The organism is Pseudomonas sp. QTF5 (genome assembly GCF_000512695.2).
Lineage (GTDB): Bacteria > Pseudomonadota > Gammaproteobacteria > Pseudomonadales > Pseudomonadaceae > Aquipseudomonas.
Genome location: NZ_AZRW02000004.1, coordinates 15259 through 34161 on the forward strand (window position 1 = coordinate 15259; position 18903 = coordinate 34161).

Genomic DNA, 18903 nt, shown 5'->3' on the forward strand with positions numbered 1-18903 from the left:
GGCCATCACTGGCGCCAAAAGCTTCGCGGGCAAGCCTTAATGCCAGTCAGTTAAGCGCAATCCATGTGGGAGCGGGCTTGCTCGCGAAGACGGCGGCATAGTCAACATTGATGTCGGGACACACCGCTTTCGCGAGCAAGCCCGCTCCCACAGGTATCGCACCTTAACTGACTGGCATTGGGGCAAGCCTCGCTCCTACATTTACAGTTCGACCTTGACCCAACTCACGGGTTGATCCAGCCAATCGGCAAATTCGTCGATGAAGCTCTGCTTGAACCCGGCCTCGAGCCAGTTGTTGAAGATGAACCCCAGGTTAGAGAAGCCGCATTCCTGCAAGAACAGAAACCCGTTGATGTCGTCTTCATGCCCGCATTCAGGGCAGGTGAAGTTATCGGTGCGCCCTGGCATCCAGTCTTCCAGGCTTTCGAACAGCGCTTCGCCGATTTCCTTGCGGCACTCGGCGCAGCCGGCTTCTTCGAGAAATCCCTTGGCCGGTGTATAGATGCAGCGCTTGGTGATGATCTCCAGGCCATTGACCGGCTCGCCGAACGGCAGCGCGTCAGGGTGCAGGACCACCGCGCGAGCGCCGTCGGCGATGGCGTGGGCCATGCGATTGCCGGTGCGGCCACAGGTGGTCAGCTCTTCTTTAATGATGTTCTTGCGCACCAGCCAACGCACGACCGCCCGGGCCCGGGGTTCGTGTACCGGCAGTATGGAGATTTTCGGGACGATGATGCTTTGGGAGTTCATGGTGCAAGCCTACAAATACTGAATGATCCACCCTTGTGGGAGCGAGCCGGCTCCGGGCGGCGTTCCGACGATGAGGCCATTGCCAGCCAACATTGTTGTTGCCTGACCCACCGTCATCGCGAGCAGGCTCGCTCCCACAGGATTTGCGGCCGGGCAGCTTAATCCCTGACGAAATCCGGTCAAGTACTCAAATAACGCCCGATCAAGGCAATCCCGCTGGCCAGTACCAGCCAGGTCACCAGCCGCACGAATGCCTCGCGGGACAATTTCATGGTCAACCGCCGGCCGATCCACAACCCCAGCGCCATCGCCGGCAACAAACACAGCGCCAATACCAACAAGGGTAGCTCGGCATACACTCCGGCGACGGCAAACAGGCTCAAACGCACCACGGTGCTGCAACTGATCAGCGCACTCTGGGTCGCCCGGGCCGCGTCCTTGGGCAGGCGACTGTTCAAATAGATCGCATATAAAAAGCCGCCACTGCCAAACAACGCCCCGAACATCCCGCCCACCGTGCCCATCGGCACCGCCCACCCGGCGGACAATTGCGCCGGACGGGCTTTAATCCACAGGCTGTAAACCGCATAGGCACTGATAAACAGCCCCATCAATAGCAGCAAAACATCGGATTTCAGGTTCAGCAGAAAAATCACCCCCAACGTGCAGCCCACCGCCATGCACGGCAACAATCGCAGCAACTCGGGGCTCGCCACATTCCGTCGCGAAGGCAGTAAATTGCCGAACGCCGCGACGAAATCCAGCAGCACCAACAGCGGCACGATTTTCGACAGCGGCATGAACAGGATCAGAATCGGCCCCGCCACCAGCGCGGTGCCAAAACCGGCGATGCCGAACACGATGTAGGCCAGGGCAACGCCTAACCCGATCACCAGCCAATCCACCGCACCCCACGGCCATTGGTTTAACAACTCCAGCACACTCATCGTCACGGCTTCCTTTAATTCCTGTGATGACTTTAGCCAGCGCCGAGCGTTGCGACTAATATCTTCAATGTCGACTACTCATCTCGAAAAGGCATGCCTTGTGCTTTCAACCCGTCAATTACGCTACTTCGTGGAAATCGCCGAGAGCGGCAGCTTCAGCGCTGCGGCCGAACGACTGTTTATTGCTCAATCCGCCTTGAGCCGGCAGATCAAGGACATGGAAACCCGGCTGCAAACGCCGCTGTTCGAACGCACCGCGCGCCAGCCCCGACTGACGGCGGCGGGTGAAGCCTTTTTGCCTCGGGCGAGAAACCTGCTGAATGAATTGACCAAGGCCAGCGAGATGGCCACTCAGGTGGGTAACGGTCAACTCGGCGTGTTGCGCCTGAGTCACTCCAGCACTGTGCCCATGAGCGGTCGGCTGCTGCGAGCCATCAGCGTCTATCTGGATCGGCACGCCGGTGTGTCCGTGGACATCGTCAAACTGTCCTCCGAGGCGCAACTGGAAGAATTGGCCGAAGGTCGCCTCGATGTGGGTCTGTTGCGCCTGCCAGTATTGCGTCAGCGTGAAGGGGTGCAGATTGTTCCGCTGTACAGCGAGCGTCTGTTGCTGGCGGTGCCGCCGAATCATCGGCTGGCTGTGGATAAGTCCGCGCAAGGCATCGATCTGGCGCAATTGAAGAATGAAGCGTTTATTTCCATCCCTCATCCACAGCGTGGCGGCCTGAGCTATCTGTCCGCCGAGTTGTGCATGCGCCAGGGGTTCTTTCCCCGGGCGGCTCGAGTGGTGTCGCGCAAAACCACGCAACTGCAATTGATCCAGGCCGGGTTCGGCATCGCGCTGTTACCGGAATCGATGCAAGACATCGCGCCGCCGGATATCCATTTCCTGCCCTTGGCCGACCCCGATTGCCACAGCACCGTCGCCCTCGCCTGTCGGCAACATCCCACGGCACTGGTCCAGCAATTCATCAAAACCTGCACAACCCACTGTGGGAGCGGGCTTGCTCGCGAAAGCGGTGGGTCATTCAACAATGATGGCGACTGACATGACCTCTTCGCGAGCAAGTCGGATCGCCGCACCGCCGCTCCCACAGGGGATTTGTGTTGACTCATGGAGATTGATCGCCGAATGCCTTTAAACTGCGCCCCATGATTAAAGATCCCTTTGCAAGACTCGGCCTGGACCGGGAAGTCCTGACTGTCAGCCAGCTCAACGGCCGCGCGCGGGTGTTGCTCGAAGACGTGTTCAGCAACATCTGGGTCGAAGGCGAAATCTCCAACCTCGCCCGCCCGGCGTCCGGCCATGTGTATTTCACCCTCAAAGACAGCGGCGCCCAAGTCCGTTGCGCGCTGTTTCGCCAGAACGCCGCGCGGGTTCGCCAGGCGTTGAAGGACGGCTTGGCGGTCAAGGTGCGTGGCAAGGTTTCGCTGTTTGAAGGTCGTGGCGATTACCAATTGATTCTCGACACCGTGGAACCGGCCGGTGACGGCGCCCTGCGTCTGGCCTTCGACGCGCTGAAGGAAAAGCTCAGCGCCGAAGGCCTGTTCAGCGCCGAGCGCAAAGTGCCGCTGCCGGCGCACCCGCAACGCATCGGCATCATCAGTTCGCCCACCGGCGCAGTGATCCGCGACATCATCAGTGTGTTCCGCCGCCGCGCGCCGCAGATCCAACTGACGCTGATCCCCACCGCCGTGCAAGGCCGCGAAGCCACCGCGCAGATTGTCCGCGCGCTGAAACTGGCGGACGCCCGCGGTTTCGACGCGCTGATCCTGGCCCGTGGCGGCGGTTCGCTGGAAGACCTCTGGTGTTTCAACGAAGAAGCCGTGGCCCGCGCCGTGGATGCCTGCGTGACGCCGATTGTCAGCGCCGTCGGCCATGAAACCGACGTGTCGATCAGTGACTTCGTCGCAGACGTCCGCGCCCCGACACCCTCTGCTGCTGCCGAACTGCTCGCGCCGGATTCCGGCGATCTGGTGCGGCGCGTCGAAAGTCTGCATCGGCGCCTGGTGATGCGCATTCGCGACCGTTTGATGCGCGACCGGTTGCGTCTGGAAGGCATGGCCCGGCGCCTGCGTCATCCCGGCGAACGTCTGCGTCAGCAAGCACAACGTCTGGATGATCTGGACATGCGCATGCGCCGCGCGTTCGAACGCAGCCTCAATACCCGTCGCGAACGTTTGATCCGTCTGGAAACCCGCCTCGCCGGGCAACATCCGGGGCGGCAACTGGCGATGCTTCGCCAACGCCTCGACAGCCTCGCCGAACGCCTGCCCCGGGCCATGCGTGAAGGGCTTAAGTCCCGCCGTCTGCAACTGCAAAGTCAAATGCAGACGCTGCACGTGGTCAGCCCGTTGGCGACCCTCGCTCGTGGTTACAGCATTTTGCTGGACGAGCGCGGCAACGCGATTCGCAGCGCCGCGCAGACCCATACCGGCCAGCGCCTGAAAGCCAAACTGGGCGAAGGCGAACTGCAAGTGCGGGTCGAAGACAATCACCTGACGCCTGTCACCCTTTCTTTACTGGATTGATCCATGCCGCGTTTTTTAGCTCCGCTGCTGTTGCTGTGCCTGACCTTCAACGCCTACGCCGACAGCTACATCACCCGCCTGTTGAACAAACCGGTGCCGGGCGGCGTGGCGGTGGTGGATCTGGGCAGCTCCGCCCAGGCACCCAAAGCCAGCTATCAAGGCAAACCGGTATTGGTGGTCAAGGAACAGAACAACTGGCTGGCCATTGTCGGCGTGCCGCTGACTGTCAAACCGGGCAGCCAGTCGCTTAGCAGCGGTGGTCGTAACCTGAACTTCACCGTCGGCAGCAAGCAATACCCTGAACAGCACATCACCCTGAAAAATACTCAGCAGGTCAATCCGAACCCGGAGAATCTCAAGCGCATCGAGGGTGAGCTGGCGGAGCAGATCCAGGCCTACCGCAGCTTCAGCCCGAACACCCCGAGCAATCTGCTGCTGGACAAACCGGTCAACGGGCCGCTGTCGAGCAAGTTTGGCGTGCGCCGCTTTTTCAATGGCGAAGAACGCAATCCACACGCAGGCCTCGACTTCGCGGTGCCTGCCGGCACGCCGATCAAAACCCCGGCCGCCGGCAAGGTGATCCTGATCGGTAACTACTTCTTCAACGGTAATACGGTGTTTGTCGACCATGGTCAGGGCTTTATCAGCATGTTCTGCCACATGTCGAAGATCGACGTGAAGGTTGGCCAGCAATTGGCGCGTGGTGGTGTGGTCGGGAAAGTCGGCGCCACCGGGCGCGCGACCGGACCGCATATGCACTGGAATATCAGCCTGAATGATGCGCGGGTGGATCCGGCGATTTTTATTGGGGCGTTTCAGCCGTAAATAGTTGTTGAGGCTGATGGCCTCTTCGCGAGCAAGCCCGCTCCCACATTAGATTTTCGGCATGCACAGAATATGTGTTCACGCCGATCAAATGTGGGAGCGGGCTTGCTCGCGAAGGCGGCCTCATTGGCGCCGCTTATTCAGCCTCAAGATCCTCAATCCCATGTATCTCTCTGTGCGCCAGACACTCTTTGACCCAAGCCTGGGTTTCCTCCGAGAAACCAGCCAATTCTTCAGATGTGATCAGCTCATGAGTACACAGCCCCAGCAAGTGAGCAGGCGCTTCATTGCGTGAGTGACTGAAAACGCCAAACGCCCAATACAGCTCCTGCTGACCGGCCTTCAGCCTTTCTTCACTGGCTTCAATACGCTCATAAGGCGCCAGGCTTTTATCCAGCACCGTACGCTCGACCTCCTCCATGATCCGGATACACATCCGCTCATGGGCTACCGGACGCAGTGCGCTATAGAGCTTCCAATCCGATTCGTTCATTGCCAACTCCTGCTTTCTGGTCGTCTGGTTGAGGTTTTAAGAATAGCTGCGCCGGACGAACTGCAATCGCCAACCTCCAATTGCGCATCGCTCAAACCTCGCGCAAACATCAATACAATCCCTGCCATTCACCGCAACAAAATCTCAATAAACTCGACTTTTCGAGTATTCCTCTCAATTTTTTTCGACTGCTTGCCATCTTTTCCCCCCGCGGTTAGGGTTGAAGGCATGAAAACTTCTCACACCCTCATTCAGCTTCGCCAGCACCGCAGCCTGTGCCTGGTCAGCGCACGACTGCCAAGCTGAATCGCGGTGCCTCGTCTGACGCTTTATCCCCAGAACATTTGATCCACCGGCAGGCCGCCTTTTTTCGGCCCACACAATAAGGATTTCCCGATGAGCATGCTCAAAGACCCGTCTTCGAAATACCGCGCGTTCCCGACCATCGACATCCCGGACCGCACCTGGCCATCGAAGACCATCACCGCAGCGCCGATCTGGTGCAGCTCGGACCTTCGTGACGGCAACCAGTCGCTGATCGAGCCGATGGACGCGGTCAAGAAGCTGCGTTTCTGGAAAACCCTGGTGCAAGTCGGCGTGAAAGAAATCGAAGCCTCGTTCCCGGCCGCTTCGCAAACCGACTTCGACTTCGTGCGTACCCTGATCGAAGACGGCCACATCCCGGACGACACCACCATTCAGGTGCTGACCCAGGGCCGTGAAGATTTGATCGCGCGCACCTTCGAATCCCTGCGCGGTGCCAAGAAGGCCATCGTTCACCTGTACAACGCGACCTCCCCTTCCTTCCGCCGCATTGTCTTCAACCAGGACAAAGACGGGATCAAGGCCATCGCCGTGAACGCCGCCAAACTGTTCGTCAAATACGCTGCTCAGCAACCAAACACTGAGTGGACCTTCGAGTACTCGCCAGAAACCTTCAGCGCTACCGAACTGGAGTTCGCCAAAGAAGTCTGCGACGCAGTGATCGAAGTATGGAACCCGACGCCTGAGCACAAGGTGATCCTGAACCTGCCTGCCACCGTCGAATGCGCCACCCCGAACATCTATGCCGACCAGATCGAATGGTTCGGCCGCCATATCAACCGTCGTGACAGCGTGATCATCAGCCTGCACACCCACAACGACCGTGGCACTGGTGTGGCCGCCACTGAGCTGGGCCTGATGGCCGGCGCCGACCGAGTCGAAGGCTGCCTGTTCGGCAACGGCGAGCGTACCGGTAACGTCGACCTGGTGACCGTGGCCTTGAACCTCTACACCCAGGGCGTCGACCCTGAACTGGACTTCTCCGACATCGATGGCGTGCGCAAAGTCGTCGAAGAGTGCAACCAGATTCCGGTGCACCCACGTCACCCGTACGTCGGCGATCTGGTTCACACCGCGTTCTCCGGCTCCCACCAGGACGCCATCCGCAAGGGCTTCGCCCAGCAGCAACCGGACGCCCTGTGGGAAGTTCCGTACCTGCCGATCGACCCGGCCGACATCGGCCGCAGCTACGAGGCGGTGATTCGCGTCAACAGCCAGTCGGGCAAGGGCGGTATCGCTTACCTGCTGGAACAGGAATACGGCATCAACTTGCCGCGCCGTATGCAGATCGAGTTCAGCCAGGTCGTGCAGCGTGAAACCGATCGTCTGGGCCTTGAGATGACGGCCCAACAGATCCATGCGCTGCTGCACAGCGAGTACTTGCAGGCCAACACCCCGTACGCGCTGGTCAGCCATCGCTTGCAGGAAGAAAACGGTCACAGCGCCGTGGAAGTGGAAGTCTCAAGCAAAGGTCAGGGCGAAACCAATCTGCACTGGCGTGGCAAAGGCAACGGCGCTCTGGAAGCGCTGGTGGCCGGTCTGCCGATCCCGGTGGAAATCATGGACTACAACGAACACGCCATCGGCGCGGGCACCAATGCCAAGGCTGCGGCCTACATTGAACTGCGGGTGAATGGTGAGCGTGCGGTGCATGGTGTCGGCATCGATGAAAACATCACCACCGCCAGCTTCAAGGCCGTGTTCAGTGCGCTGAACCGCTCTCTGAGCCAGCCGGAAGCGAAAGCGGCGTAAAGAGCCCTGCGCTGCAATGCAAAAGGCCCCGGGGTGCGAACCTCGGGGCCTTTTTGTTTGCCTGGGATTTTTGTGTTGCCTGTTCTGGCCTCTTCGCGAGCAAGCCCGCTCTCACAGTGGATTTTTGGTGTACACAAAATCTGTGTAAACACCGATCAAGTGTGGGAGCGGGCTTGCTCGCGAAGACGGACGGTCAGGCAAAGACAATCTCAGGTGAACTCGAAGGTATCCGCATCCAGATTCGCCGGAAACCGTGCGCGATAAGCCGCCAGCTCCGCCGCGTCCAGAACGACCTTGAATACACCATCGGCATCGCCTGCGCTGAGCAACGTCTCGCCCTGAAAATCCAGGACCTGACTGTCACCGGTATAAGCAAAGCCTTTGCCATCGGTACCGATGCGGTTCACCGCCGCCACATAGCAGAGGTTTTCAATCGCCCGTGCCGGCAGCAAACGGTTCCAGTGCTGGCGCCGAGCGCCCGGCCAATTGGCGGTGTAAAGCAACAGGTCGGTGTCTTGAGGATCGCGACTCCAGACCGGGAATCGCAGGTCGTAGCAAATCAGCGGCCGCACTCGCCAGCCCTTCAATTCGAACTGCACCTGACGCTCGCCCGGAGTGAAATGGTTGTGCTCGCCCGCCATGCGGAACAGATGACGCTTGTCGTAGTGCCACACCTCCCCGTCCGGCCGCGCCCACAACAGACGATTGCGATGACTGCCGTCAGCCACCTGAACGATGATGCTGCCGGTGATCACCGCGTCCAGTTTCGCCGCCTGAACCCGCAGCCATTTACTGGTGGGGCCATTTTCTGGCTCGGCGAGGGTTTCCGATTCCATGGAGAAACCGGTGGTGAACATCTCCGGCAGGATGATCAGATCAGCGCCGCGAGCCTGTTCCAGCAACGGCTCGAAATGCTCCAGATTGGCCGGACGATCATGCCAGGCCAAGGTGGTCTGGATCAGCGCGACATTCAGATTGGGCAGAGCACTCAGATCACGCATAGTTTTGCCGCTGCTTCACGCAGGGTCTCCTCGCGTTTGGCAAAGCACAGGCGCACCAGGCGCTGGCCGACCGGTGGCGTCTGGTAGAACACCGAGATCGGGATGCTCGCGACACCATGTTCGCGGGTCATCCACAGCGCCATCTCGACGTCATCGAGGTCCGGGCGAATCTGCGAGTAATCGACCAATTGGAAATAAGTACCGGCCACGCGGCTGAAACTGAAGCGTGACGGCGCCAGCAGATCGCAGAACAGATCGCGCTTGGCCTGATAGAAACCCGGCAATTCTTCGACATGCTCCGGGTGCTCGGCCATGTAATCGGCCAACGCATATTGCAACGGCGTCACGCCGCAGAAACTGACGTATTGGTGAACCTTGCGCAGCTCCGCGGTAAGGGCTGGCGGAGCCACCACGTAACCGGTTTTCCAACCAGTGACGTGGTAGGTCTTGCCGAATGAACTGACCACAAATGCGCGCTGATAGAGTTCTTCGTGGGCCAATACGCTGACGTGAGGCACGCCGTCGAACACCAGGTGCTCGTAGACCTCATCACTGATCACATAGATATCGCGGTCGCGGATCAACGCCGCCAGTTGATCCAGCTCGGCACGACTGATCAATGCGCCGCTGGGGTTGTGCGGGGTGTTAAGAATGATCATCCGCGTACGCGGGCTCAGCGCATCGGCAAGCTTCTGGAAGTCGATACTGAAATCGTTGAGGCCCAGTTGCACATGAACGCAACGGCCACCGGCCAGCTCCACCGAAGGTTCATAACTGTCGTAGGCCGGATCGAACACGATCACTTCATCGCCGCTGTGGATCACCGTCTGAATGGCGCAGAAAATCGCCTGAGTCGCGCCGGGGGTGACCGTCACTTCACTGTCGGCATCGACATGGGCGCCGTAGCTGCGAGCGATCTTCACCGCGATCTGCTGACGCAACACCGGCAGGCCGGTCATCGGCGAATACTGGTTGTGACCACTGGCGATATGCCGGCCGACCGCATCGCGCAGGGCCTGCGGGCCGTCGAAATCGGGAAACCCCTGAGACAGATTGATCGCCCCGGTTTGCGCCGCAAGCTGAGACATCTGAGTGAAGATAGTGATGCCGACATTCGGCAGCTTACTGGTGATCATCGGTGATTCCCTGGCTCTACACCCGGCTCTACGACGGCACGGGAGAGCTCGAGAATAGCCCAAACGGCGCCCATAAAAAAAGGGCGCCTTAAGCGCCCTTTCTGTAACCCGATCCTGTGGGAGCGTGGCTTGCCCGCGATAGTCACGCCGCGGTGTCACAGGTACACCGCGTTATCGTTCATCGCGGGCAAGCCCGCTCCCACAGGAACCGGGTTAGCCATAAATCAGCGCTTGTCGCGGCGCTTCTTGTCGGCTTTTTTGTGGTGAGTCATCAAACGACGCTTCTTGTTGACCTGGCGGTCGGTGAGCGTGTTCTTGTTGCCTTCGTACGGGTTTTCGCCGCCCTTGAACTCGATGCGGATCGGCGTACCGACCAGCTTGAGCACACGACGGTAAGTGTTTTCCAGGTAACGGACGTAAGACTTCGGCACCTTCTCGATCTGGTTACCGTGAATCACGATGATCGGCGGGTTCGCGCCACCCAAGTGGGCATAACGCAGCTTGATCCGGCGGTTGTTGACCATCGGTGGCGCGTGTTCGCCGACCGCATCTTCCAGAATCTGGGTCAGGCGGTTGGTCGGCCAGCGGGTGACCGCGGACTTGAACGAGTTCTGTACCGACGCGTAGAGGTTGCCCACGCCAGTGCCGTGCAAGGCCGAGATGAAGTGGATGTCGGCGAAGTCGACGAAGAACAGTCGACGTTGCAACTCGACCTTCACGAAGTCGCGCTCGCTCGGCGTCATGCCGTCCCACTTGTTGATCGCGATAACCAACGCACGACCTGCTTCCAGGGCAAAGCCCAGCAGGTTGAGGTCGTGGTCCACCACGCCTTCGCGGGCGTCCATCACAAAGATCACCACGTTGGCGTCTTTGATCGCCTGCAGGGTTTTGACCACGGAGAACTTTTCGACTTCTTCGTGGATCTTGCCGCGCTTGCGCACACCGGCGGTGTCGATCAGCGTGTACTTCTCGTCGTTACGTTCAAACGGGATGTAGATGCTGTCGCGGGTGGTGCCGGGCTGGTCATAAACGATAACCCGGTCTTCACCGAGCATGCGGTTGACCAGCGTCGACTTGCCGACGTTCGGACGACCGATGATGGCGATCTTGATACCGTCTTTTTCACTCGGGCCAGGAATGCGCTTGGCTTCCTCGCCTTCGGCAACGATCTCTTCCTCGCCTTCTTCCGATTCTTCTTCGTCTTTCGGGAAATCGCTCAGGGCAATTTCCAGCATCTGGGTGATGCCACGGCCATGAGCACCGGCGATCGGGATCGCGTGGCCCATGCCCAACGGGGCGAATTCGGCGCGGGCCATTTCAGGGTCGATGTTGTCGACCTTATTGGCAACCACGTAAGAACGCTTGTTACGCTTGCGCAAGTGCTCGGCGATCATCTGGTCGGCCGCGGTGAAACCGGCCTTGGCATCTACCAGGAACAGAACGACATCCGCTTCTTCAATGGCCAGCAGCGACTGCTCGGCCATTTTTTCGTCCATACCGTGCTCGTCACCGGAGATACCGCCGGTGTCGACCAGAATGTAGGAACGCCCTTGCCACTTGGCCTCACCGTACTGGCGATCACGGGTCAGACCGGACAAGTCGCCGACGATGGCGTCGCGAGTCCTGGTCAGGCGGTTGAACAAGGTGGACTTGCCGACGTTCGGTCGGCCCACCAGGGCGATTACGGGAACCATGCGGCTCTCCACTTCGTTATTTCAGAAAATACAAAAGCCGCTGCGAGGCAGCGGCTGGTGCTCGGGGCAGCACTGTGGGAGCGGGCTTGCTCGCGAAAAAACGTAATAGCACCGCATTTACTCAGGCTGTACGTGTCATCGTTGACGCCCTTCGCGAGCAAGCCCGCTCCCACAGGTGAAGCCGCTTGGGGATCAACCCCAAGCATAGTTGTTACTTAATGGTCAGGGCTTCCAGTTTGCCACTGTTGCCATACAGATAAATCGTGTCACCCACCACCAGCGGACGGGCACGCAGGCCGTCGCTGTCGATGCGCTCGCGGCCGACGAAACGACCGTCCACCTGACTCAGCAGGTGCAGGTAACCTTCCATATCACCGACTGCAACATAGCTGGAGAACACTTCCGGAGCCGACAGTTGACGGCGGGCCAGCGAATCGTTGCTCCACAAAGCAGTGGTAGAACGTTCGTCGACGCCTTCAACGGTGCCTGCAGACAGGCTCACGTAGACGCTGCCAAAACCCTGAGCAACGCCGGCATAACTGGAAGCATCACGCTGCCAGAGCTGACGGCCGCTTTCCAGGTCCAGTGCCGCAACGCGACCCTGATAGCTGGCGACATACAGTGTACCGCCGGACAGCAGCAAGCCACCGTCGATATCGACCACACGCTCCAGCTCCGAACGACCTTGTGGAATCGCTACGCGCTGTTCCCACACCGGCACGCCGTTGGAAACATCCAGAGCGACCACTTTACCAGTCGACAGGCCAGCCACCGCGAGGCGGTTGGTGACGATCGGTGCGCTGGTGCCGCGCAGGGTCAGAACCGCTGGCGTGCTGTCATACAACCAGCGCGGGTTGCCGGTAGCGGCATCCAGACCGATCAGACGGTCATCCTGGGTCTGAACCACAACAACGTCACCGTTGGTGGCCGGCGGCGCGAGCACTTCACTGGTCACGCGAGCGCGCCATTTCTCTTCACCGCTGCTGGCGTCCAGGGCAACGATTTCGCCCTTGAGCGTGCCGATCATGACCAGCCCGTAACCCACGCCAACGGCACCGGAGACAGGCAGTTCGAGATCTTTCTTCCATTTGACGTCGCCATTGCTGCGATCCATCGCCATCACCACACCGGTGACGTCGGCGGCATAGATGGTATCGCCATCGATCGCCGGAACCAGCATGTTGTAGGTTTCGCCCTGACCGTCACCGATCGAACGACTCCACTGCTTTTGCAGAACCACTTCTTCTTTGAAGTCGGTCAACTCGGCCGGTGGCAATTCTTTTTTGCTGTTGCTGCTGCAACCCGCGGCCAATATGGCCAGAGCCAGCAATGCTGCATGTTTCCAACGGATCACGTCACGCATCCCCTTTGGCCAAGTCGTCCAGCTTGATTTGTAGGCCACCGACCGCCGCTTCATCCGACAGTGCCGCCTTGGCTTTTTGATACGCCGTGTTCGCTTCGTCGGTACGACCCAACTGCACCAGCAGGTCGCCTTTGAGTTCTTCGCGAGTAGCCAGGAAGGCTTTGTCGGCATCGCCTTCGAGCAGTTTCAGGGCTTCATCGACCTTGTTCTGCGCGGCCAGTACTTGCGCCAGACGCTGACGGGCAATTTCGCCGAGTGCCGGGTTGGCCGGTTTGGCGACAATGGCTTTCAGCTCGCTGGCTGCGTCGTCCAGCTTGGCGCTGTCGACCGCGACTTTCGCCACGAACAGGCTGCCATATTGCGCGTAAGCGGTGCCGCCGAACTCGCTGTTGAGCTTGCCAGCCAGATCCGAAACACGGGCAGCATCAGGCTTGCCGTCAGGCGTCAGCGTGGTTTCGAGCAATTGCTGATAGAGAATCGAGGCGCCTTGCGACTGATTGCTCTGATACTTCTGAAAGGCCTGCCAGCCGAACACGATGACCAGCGCCAACAGGCCGCCAGTGACCAGGGGCTTGCCGTTGCGTGTCCACCAGTCCTTCAACTCCGCCAGATGTTCGTCTTCGGTACTCGACACCCCAATACTCCTTAATCGCTAAATCGGCTGTTTGACAGCTTCAACCCTGCACGACGCAGGTGGCCAGGTGTGCAGCAAGCGCATCCCAGGCAATGCTTTGTTGTTCGCCCTGGCCACGCAGGGGTTTGAAACCTACCACTTGCTGGGCCATTTCGTCGTCACCGAGAATCAATGCGTACAGCGCACCGCTCTTGTCGGCTTTCTTGAACTGGCTTTTGAAGCTGCCGGCACCGGCATTGACTTGCAGGCGCAGGTTGGGCAATTGATCACGAACACGCTCGCTCAGGGCCAGCCCGGCCAGCTCGGCGGCTTCACCGAAGGCGCAGAGGTAGACATCGACCTGACGGGAGATTTCTTCGGGAATCTGCTCCAGGGTTTCAAGCAGCAGCACCAGACGTTCGATGCCCATGGCGAAGCCAACGCCCGTGGTCGGCTTGCCGCCCATCTGCTCCACCAGACCGTCGTAACGGCCACCGGCACATACGGTGCCCTGGGCGCCCAACTTGTCGGTGACCCATTCGAAAACGGTCTTGCTGTAGTAATCCAGCCCGCGAACCAGCTTCGGGTTGATCACATAAGGAATGCCGGCGGCGTCCAGACGAGCCTTGAGGCCCTCGAAGTGCACACGAGACTCTTCGTCAAGGTAGTCGGCCATTTTTGGCGCGTCGGCCAACGCCGCTTGAGTGTCGGGGTTCTTGGTATCCAGAACCCGCAGCGGGTTGGTCTTCAGACGGCGCTGGCTGTCTTCGTCCAGTTGATCCAGGCGAGCGGACAGGTATTCGACCAGGGCGTCACGATAACGACCACGGGACTCGCTGGTGCCCAGGCTATTGAGTTCGAGCTTGACCGCATCGCGGATACCCAACTCGCCCCACAGGCGCCAGGTCAGCACGATCAACTCGGCGTCGATGTCCGGACCGTCGAGGTTGAAGACTTCGCAGCCGATCTGGTGAAACTGGCGATAACGACCTTTCTGCGGACGTTCGTGACGGAACATCGGGCCGATGTACCAGAGTTTCTGCACCTGACCGCCGCCGGTGATGCCGTGCTCGAGCACCGCACGCACGCAGGCCGCTGTGCCTTCAGGGCGCAGGGTCAGGGAATCGCCGTTGCGGTCGTCGAAGGTGTACATCTCTTTTTCGACGATGTCGGTCACTTCACCGATGGAGCGTTTGAACAGCTCGGTGAACTCGACGATCGGCATGCGAATCTGCTTGTAACCGTAGTTATCCAGCAGACGCGAAACAGTGCCCTCGAAATGACGCCACAGGGGAGTCTGTTCGGGCAGGATGTCGTTCATGCCACGAATGGCTTGCAGAGACTTGCTCACTTAAAATCCTTAAATTCATTCGGCTCTTTAGTCAGGGTCAGCCGCGAGCGATTACAGCTGCGTCGGCTTCGACCTTTTCGGCCGCTTTCTGGCGGATCAAGCGTTCAAGCTCATCCACCAGATTGTCATTAGTCAGTTTCTGCGCCGGCTTGCCGTCGATGTAAATCAGGTTTGGCGTACCGCCGGTCAAGCCGATATGGGCTTCCTTGGCTTCGCCCGGCCCATTGACCACGCAACCAATCACCGCGACATCCAGCGGCACCAGCAGGTCTTCGAGACGCCCTTCAAGCTCGTTCATGGTTTTGACCACATCGAAGTTCTGCCGCGAGCAGCTCGGGCAGGCGATGAAGTTGATGCCACGGGAACGCAGGTGCAGGGATTTGAGAATGTCGTAGCCGACTTTCACTTCCTCGACCGGGTCGGCCGCCAACGAGATGCGAATAGTATCGCCAATCCCTTCGGCGAGCAGCATACCGAGGCCCACGGCGGATTTCACTGTGCCTGAGCGCAAACCACCCGCTTCAGTGATGCCCAAGTGCAGCGGCTGGACGATTTCCTTGGCCAGCAAGCGGTAGGCAGCGACAGCCATGAACACGTCGGAGGCTTTCACGCTGACCTTGAAGTCCTGGAAATTCAGGCGTTCGAGGTGTTCGACGTGACGCAAGGCGGACTCGACCAGCGCAGCGGGGGTCGGCTCGCCGTATTTCTTTTGCAGGTCTTTTTCCAGGGAGCCGGCGTTGACGCCGATGCGGATCGGAATCCCGCGATCACGGGCAGCATCGACCACCGCACGCACGCGGTCTTCGCGACCGATGTTGCCCGGGTTGATCCGCAGGCAATCGACGCCCAGTTCGGCTACGCGCAGCGCAATTTTGTAGTCGAAATGAATATCGGCCACCAACGGCACTTTGACCAGTTGCTTGATCTTGCCGAAGGCTTCGGCGGCATCCATGTCCGGCACGGAAATCCGCACGATATCGACGCCAGCGGCTTCCAGGCGATTGATCTGGGCCACGGTGGCGGCCACGTCATTGGTGTCGCTGTTGGTCATGCTCTGCACAGCGATAGGCGCATCGCCGCCCACGGGCACGTTACCGACCCAGATCTTGCGGGATTCGCGACGTTTGATTGGAGATTCGCCGTGCATGACTTATTGACCCAACTTCAGGCGAGCAGTCTCGCCACTGGTGAACGGAGCGACATCAACCACCTGCCCGTTGTAACTGACCTGCGCACCACGGGCGAAGCCCAGACGCACGGAAAATGGCGGTTTGCCGCTGACAGTAACATTTTCGCCTTTACGCTTTAGACCGCTTAACAGCACCTTGCCCGCGCCATCGGTCACTTGCGTCCAGCAATCGGCGGTGAATTGCAGTTGAACCTGGCCTTGGCCGGCCACCGGAGCTGGAGCTGGAGCTGGAGCTGGAGCGGTCGGAGCAGTAATAACGGGTGCAGGTACAGCGGGAACAGCCGGGGCAGGCGTCGCCGGTGTCGCGACAACCGGAGCAGTGCTGTGGGCCGCAGCCGCAGGCGTTACTGCTGGAGCCGCTGGTGCTGGAACCGGTGCGCTCGTTTCGGCACTGACTGGCTCCTCGGTCGAAGTCTCGGCCTGAGGCAGCGCAAGAGGCGTTGCACCTTCAGCCTGGCCTTGAGCAACAGCCTGGTCTTCCGGCTCGTCCAGTGGATGGATCTGGGTGGTGCCGTCGGCGCCTTCGACTTCAACGTGTTCCGGGGCCAGGCCGATCAAGTCCTTGGTGCGCAATGAGGTTTGATCCTGCCACCAGATAAAACCACCGCCAATCACCGCGAGCAGCAACACCAGGCTGACAATTCGCAAAATGGTGTGAGAAACCCGAACCGGCTCTTCGATGCGCCCCAGGCTGTGGACGTTGCTGCCCTGGGAGTCGGTGCCGGTGGATTGGTCGAACTGCTGGACCAGAATGGCCTGGTCCATACCGAGCAATTTGGCATACGCGCGAATATAGCCACGAGCAAAGGTGTGCCCTGGCAGCTTGTCGAAAGCGCCGGCTTCCAGATTGCTCAGGGAATTGACGGTGAGGTTGAGCTTGAGGGCCACTTCGGCCAGCGACCAGCCATTGCTTTCGCGGGCCTGGCGCAAAGTCTCACCGGGGTTAACGCGATTCGCTGCTACAACTTCGGGATGCGCCGCTTTCATCATTGCTCCGACAGGTATTGCTGATATTCCGGCGTACCGGGATAGAGTCGTTTTAATTGCAGGCCAAAACTGGCGGCCTTGTCGCGATCTTCGAACACTTTTGCCAGCCGAACGCCGAGCAATAGACTACGTGCATTTTGTTCGGTGAGCAGGCTAAAACGGTCGTAATAGTCACGCGCGGGCACATAATGCCTGTCTTCGTAAGACAACTCAGCCATTTCCAGCAATGCACGTGGCTGTTGGCGATTCAAGCGCAGGGCTTTTTCCAGTTGCTGGCGGGCCAGATCACGCTGGCCAAGCTTTGAAGCGGTCATGCCCAGGTTTTCGAAAACCCGCGAACGCTCAGGATACAGGGTATCGGCGGCGGCCTGTTCGAAGCGTTCGTACGCCTCTTTGTAACGTTTCTCTTCGAAAAGAAAGCTGCCGTAGTTATTCAGGATTCGCGCATCGGCGGGACGTGAAGACAGCGCCTTGCGAAAATGCTGATCGGCCAGTTCCGGCTCCATCTCGGCCTGGAACACCAGCCCCAGCGCCGCGTTGGCGTCAGGATCCGAGCTATCCAGGTCCAAAGCCTTCTTCAACGGGACTTTGGCACGCTCGGTCATGCCCTGCTGCAAATACCCCAGGCCCAGCTGCACGTAGGCGGCACGCGCTTCATCACGGCCCTTGCTGGTCTTCATCGGGTTGAAATCGCCCGACAGGACACAACCAGCACAGAGGCTGGCCAACAGCACAAGCAGCGCGAAGCGCAGGGACATAGAGATCCTCTCTTAATTATTGTTCGCAGCGTTTGTTGCGATATCGTTTTCTGCGCTCAACTCGCGCACGGCGATATAACGTTCGCTGCGACGGGTGCGATCCAGCACCTGCCCTACCAATTGGCCACACGCGGCATCGATGTCTTCACCGCGGGTGGTGCGTACGGTGACGTTGAAGCCTGCATGGTGAAGCTGATCCTGGAACCGGCGAATCGCGTTGTTGCTCGGACGCTCGTAACCGGAATGCGGGAACGGGTTGAACGGAATCAGGTTGATCTTGCACGGAATGTTCTTGAGCAACTCCATCATCTCAACGGCATGTTCAACCTTGTCGTTGATGTCCTTGAGCAAGGTGTACTCAATGGTCAGCACGCGCTTCTCGCCCAGGGACGACATGTAGCGCTGGCACGACTCGAGCAGCATCTTAAGCGGATACTTCTTGTTGATCGGCACCAATTGGTTACGCAATGCGTCGTTCGGTGCGTGCAGGGACAACGCCAGGGAAACGTCGATGTGCTTGGACAGCTCATCGATCATCGGCACCACGCCCGAAGTGGACAGGGTTACGCGGCGCTTGGAGATCCCGTAGCCCAGGTCATCCATCATCAGATGCATGGCGGCCACGACGTTGTCGAAGTTCAGCAGCGGCTCACCCATGCCCATCATCACCACGTTGGTGATGGCACGGTCGGCGGTCGCCGGGATGCTGCCGAACGATTTATTGGCAATCCACACCTGACCGATCACTTCGGCGGCGGTGAGGTTGCTGTTGAAACCTTGCTTGCCGGTGGAGCAGAAACTGCAATCCAGGGCACAGCCTGCCTGGGACGAAACGCACAGAGTGCCGCGTTTGCCCTGGGGAATGTACACGGTCTCGACGCAGCTACCGGACGCCACGCGCACCACCCACTTACGGGTGCCATCGGTGGAGATGTCCTCGCTGACCACTTCGGGGCCGCGGACTTCAGCAATGGCCTTGAGCTTGTCGCGCAAGGCCTTGCTGACGTTCGTCATGGCGTCGAAATCATCAACGCCAAGGTGGTGAATCCATTTCATTACCTGACCGGCACGGAAACGCTTCTCCCCGATTGAGTCGAAGAATTTTTCCATTTCCTGTTGAGTCAGACCCAGCAGGTTGGTTTTTACAGTCGATGTAGTCATGGATTCACCTTCACTCTTAAGCCAATG

At 59.4% G+C, this 18903-nt stretch carries 17 protein-coding genes; 4 read left to right on the forward strand and 13 right to left on the reverse strand.

What is annotated here, in order from left to right; translation table 11 throughout:
• Positions 1–201: 201 nt before the first annotated feature.
• Both IC37_RS04220 and IC37_RS04225 read right to left on the reverse strand, forming a co-directional pair.
• A complete protein-coding gene (locus tag IC37_RS04220) occupies positions 202–750 on the reverse strand; it encodes a hypothetical protein (RefSeq protein WP_030129861.1) in 549 nt (182 codons plus the stop codon).
• Between the two features lie 179 nt (positions 751–929).
• Positions 930–1697, reverse strand: coding sequence for a sulfite exporter TauE/SafE family protein (locus IC37_RS04225; RefSeq protein WP_030129860.1), 768 nt, complete (start codon positions 1695–1697; stop codon positions 930–932).
• A gap of 100 nt (positions 1698–1797) precedes the next feature.
• Here IC37_RS04225 and IC37_RS04230 point away from each other — a divergent pair, with 100 nt between their 5' ends.
• The 3 genes from IC37_RS04230 to IC37_RS04240 all read left to right on the forward strand — a co-directional run bounded on the left by IC37_RS04230 (position 1798) and on the right by IC37_RS04240 (position 5054).
• Entirely contained in the window at positions 1798–2745 is a 948-nt protein-coding gene (locus tag IC37_RS04230; RefSeq protein WP_030129859.1) for a LysR family transcriptional regulator, read from the forward strand.
• A gap of 104 nt (positions 2746–2849) precedes the next feature.
• Positions 2850–4229: an exodeoxyribonuclease VII large subunit gene (gene xseA, locus IC37_RS04235; RefSeq protein WP_030129858.1), complete on the forward strand. Its 1380-nt coding sequence runs from the start codon at positions 2850–2852 to the stop codon at positions 4227–4229.
• A 3-nt stretch (positions 4230–4232) separates the two neighbouring features.
• Positions 4233–5054, forward strand: a complete 822-nt coding sequence (locus IC37_RS04240) for a M23 family metallopeptidase (RefSeq protein WP_030129857.1) — start codon at positions 4233–4235, stop codon at positions 5052–5054.
• Positions 5055–5190: 136 nt separating this feature from the next.
• Here IC37_RS04240 and IC37_RS04245 read toward each other — a convergent pair whose 3' ends face one another.
• A complete protein-coding gene (locus IC37_RS04245) occupies positions 5191–5547 on the reverse strand; it encodes a hypothetical protein (protein ID WP_030129856.1) in 357 nt (118 codons plus the stop codon).
• A gap of 396 nt (positions 5548–5943) precedes the next feature.
• On the opposite strand from IC37_RS04245, the gene leuA reads away from it, so the two are divergent.
• Complete coding sequence (gene leuA / locus IC37_RS04250; RefSeq protein ID WP_030129855.1) at positions 5944–7623, forward strand: 2-isopropylmalate synthase; 1680 nt, start codon at positions 5944–5946, stop codon at positions 7621–7623.
• Positions 7624–7832: 209 nt separating this feature from the next.
• Here leuA and IC37_RS04255 read toward each other — a convergent pair whose 3' ends face one another.
• The 10 genes from IC37_RS04255 to rlmN all read right to left on the reverse strand — a co-directional run bounded on the left by IC37_RS04255 (position 7833) and on the right by rlmN (position 18876).
• Positions 7833–8624 carry an amidohydrolase gene (locus IC37_RS04255; RefSeq protein WP_030129871.1) on the reverse strand — a complete coding sequence of 264 codons (792 nt, stop codon included), beginning with the start codon at positions 8622–8624 and terminating at the stop codon, positions 7833–7835.
• Positions 8612–9760: a pyridoxal phosphate-dependent aminotransferase gene (locus IC37_RS04260; protein ID WP_030129854.1), complete on the reverse strand. Its 1149-nt coding sequence runs from the start codon at positions 9758–9760 to the stop codon at positions 8612–8614. The genes IC37_RS04255 and IC37_RS04260 overlap by 13 nt, the downstream gene beginning before the upstream one ends.
• Before the next feature lie 224 nt (positions 9761–9984).
• Positions 9985–11454: a ribosome biogenesis GTPase Der gene (gene der / locus IC37_RS04265; RefSeq protein ID WP_030129853.1), complete on the reverse strand. Its 1470-nt coding sequence runs from the start codon at positions 11452–11454 to the stop codon at positions 9985–9987.
• Between the two features lie 211 nt (positions 11455–11665).
• Complete coding sequence (gene bamB, locus IC37_RS04270; RefSeq protein ID WP_030129852.1) at positions 11666–12817, reverse strand: outer membrane protein assembly factor BamB; 1152 nt, start codon at positions 12815–12817, stop codon at positions 11666–11668.
• Positions 12810–13451, reverse strand: coding sequence for a tetratricopeptide repeat protein (locus IC37_RS04275; RefSeq protein WP_030129851.1), 642 nt, complete (start codon positions 13449–13451; stop codon positions 12810–12812). The genes bamB and IC37_RS04275 overlap by 8 nt, the downstream gene beginning before the upstream one ends.
• Positions 13452–13491: 40 nt before the next feature.
• Positions 13492–14781 (reverse strand): histidine--tRNA ligase, encoded by a 1290-nt coding sequence (gene hisS / locus IC37_RS04280; protein ID WP_030129850.1) that lies wholly within the window; start codon positions 14779–14781, stop codon positions 13492–13494.
• A 37-nt stretch (positions 14782–14818) separates the two neighbouring features.
• On the reverse strand, positions 14819–15928 hold the full coding sequence (ispG, locus tag IC37_RS04285; RefSeq protein ID WP_030129849.1) for a flavodoxin-dependent (E)-4-hydroxy-3-methylbut-2-enyl-diphosphate synthase: 1110 nt from the start codon (positions 15926–15928) through the stop codon (positions 14819–14821).
• A gap of 3 nt (positions 15929–15931) precedes the next feature.
• Complete coding sequence (locus tag IC37_RS04290; RefSeq protein WP_030129848.1) at positions 15932–16957, reverse strand: RodZ family helix-turn-helix domain-containing protein; 1026 nt, start codon at positions 16955–16957, stop codon at positions 15932–15934.
• Positions 16957–17715, reverse strand: a complete 759-nt coding sequence (gene pilW / locus IC37_RS04295) for a type IV pilus biogenesis/stability protein PilW (protein ID WP_007903601.1) — start codon at positions 17713–17715, stop codon at positions 16957–16959. The genes IC37_RS04290 and pilW overlap by 1 nt, the downstream gene beginning before the upstream one ends.
• Before the next feature lie 12 nt (positions 17716–17727).
• Positions 17728–18876 (reverse strand): 23S rRNA (adenine(2503)-C(2))-methyltransferase RlmN, encoded by a 1149-nt coding sequence (gene rlmN, locus IC37_RS04300; protein ID WP_030129847.1) that lies wholly within the window; start codon positions 18874–18876, stop codon positions 17728–17730.
• Positions 18877–18903 lie beyond the last annotated feature (27 nt).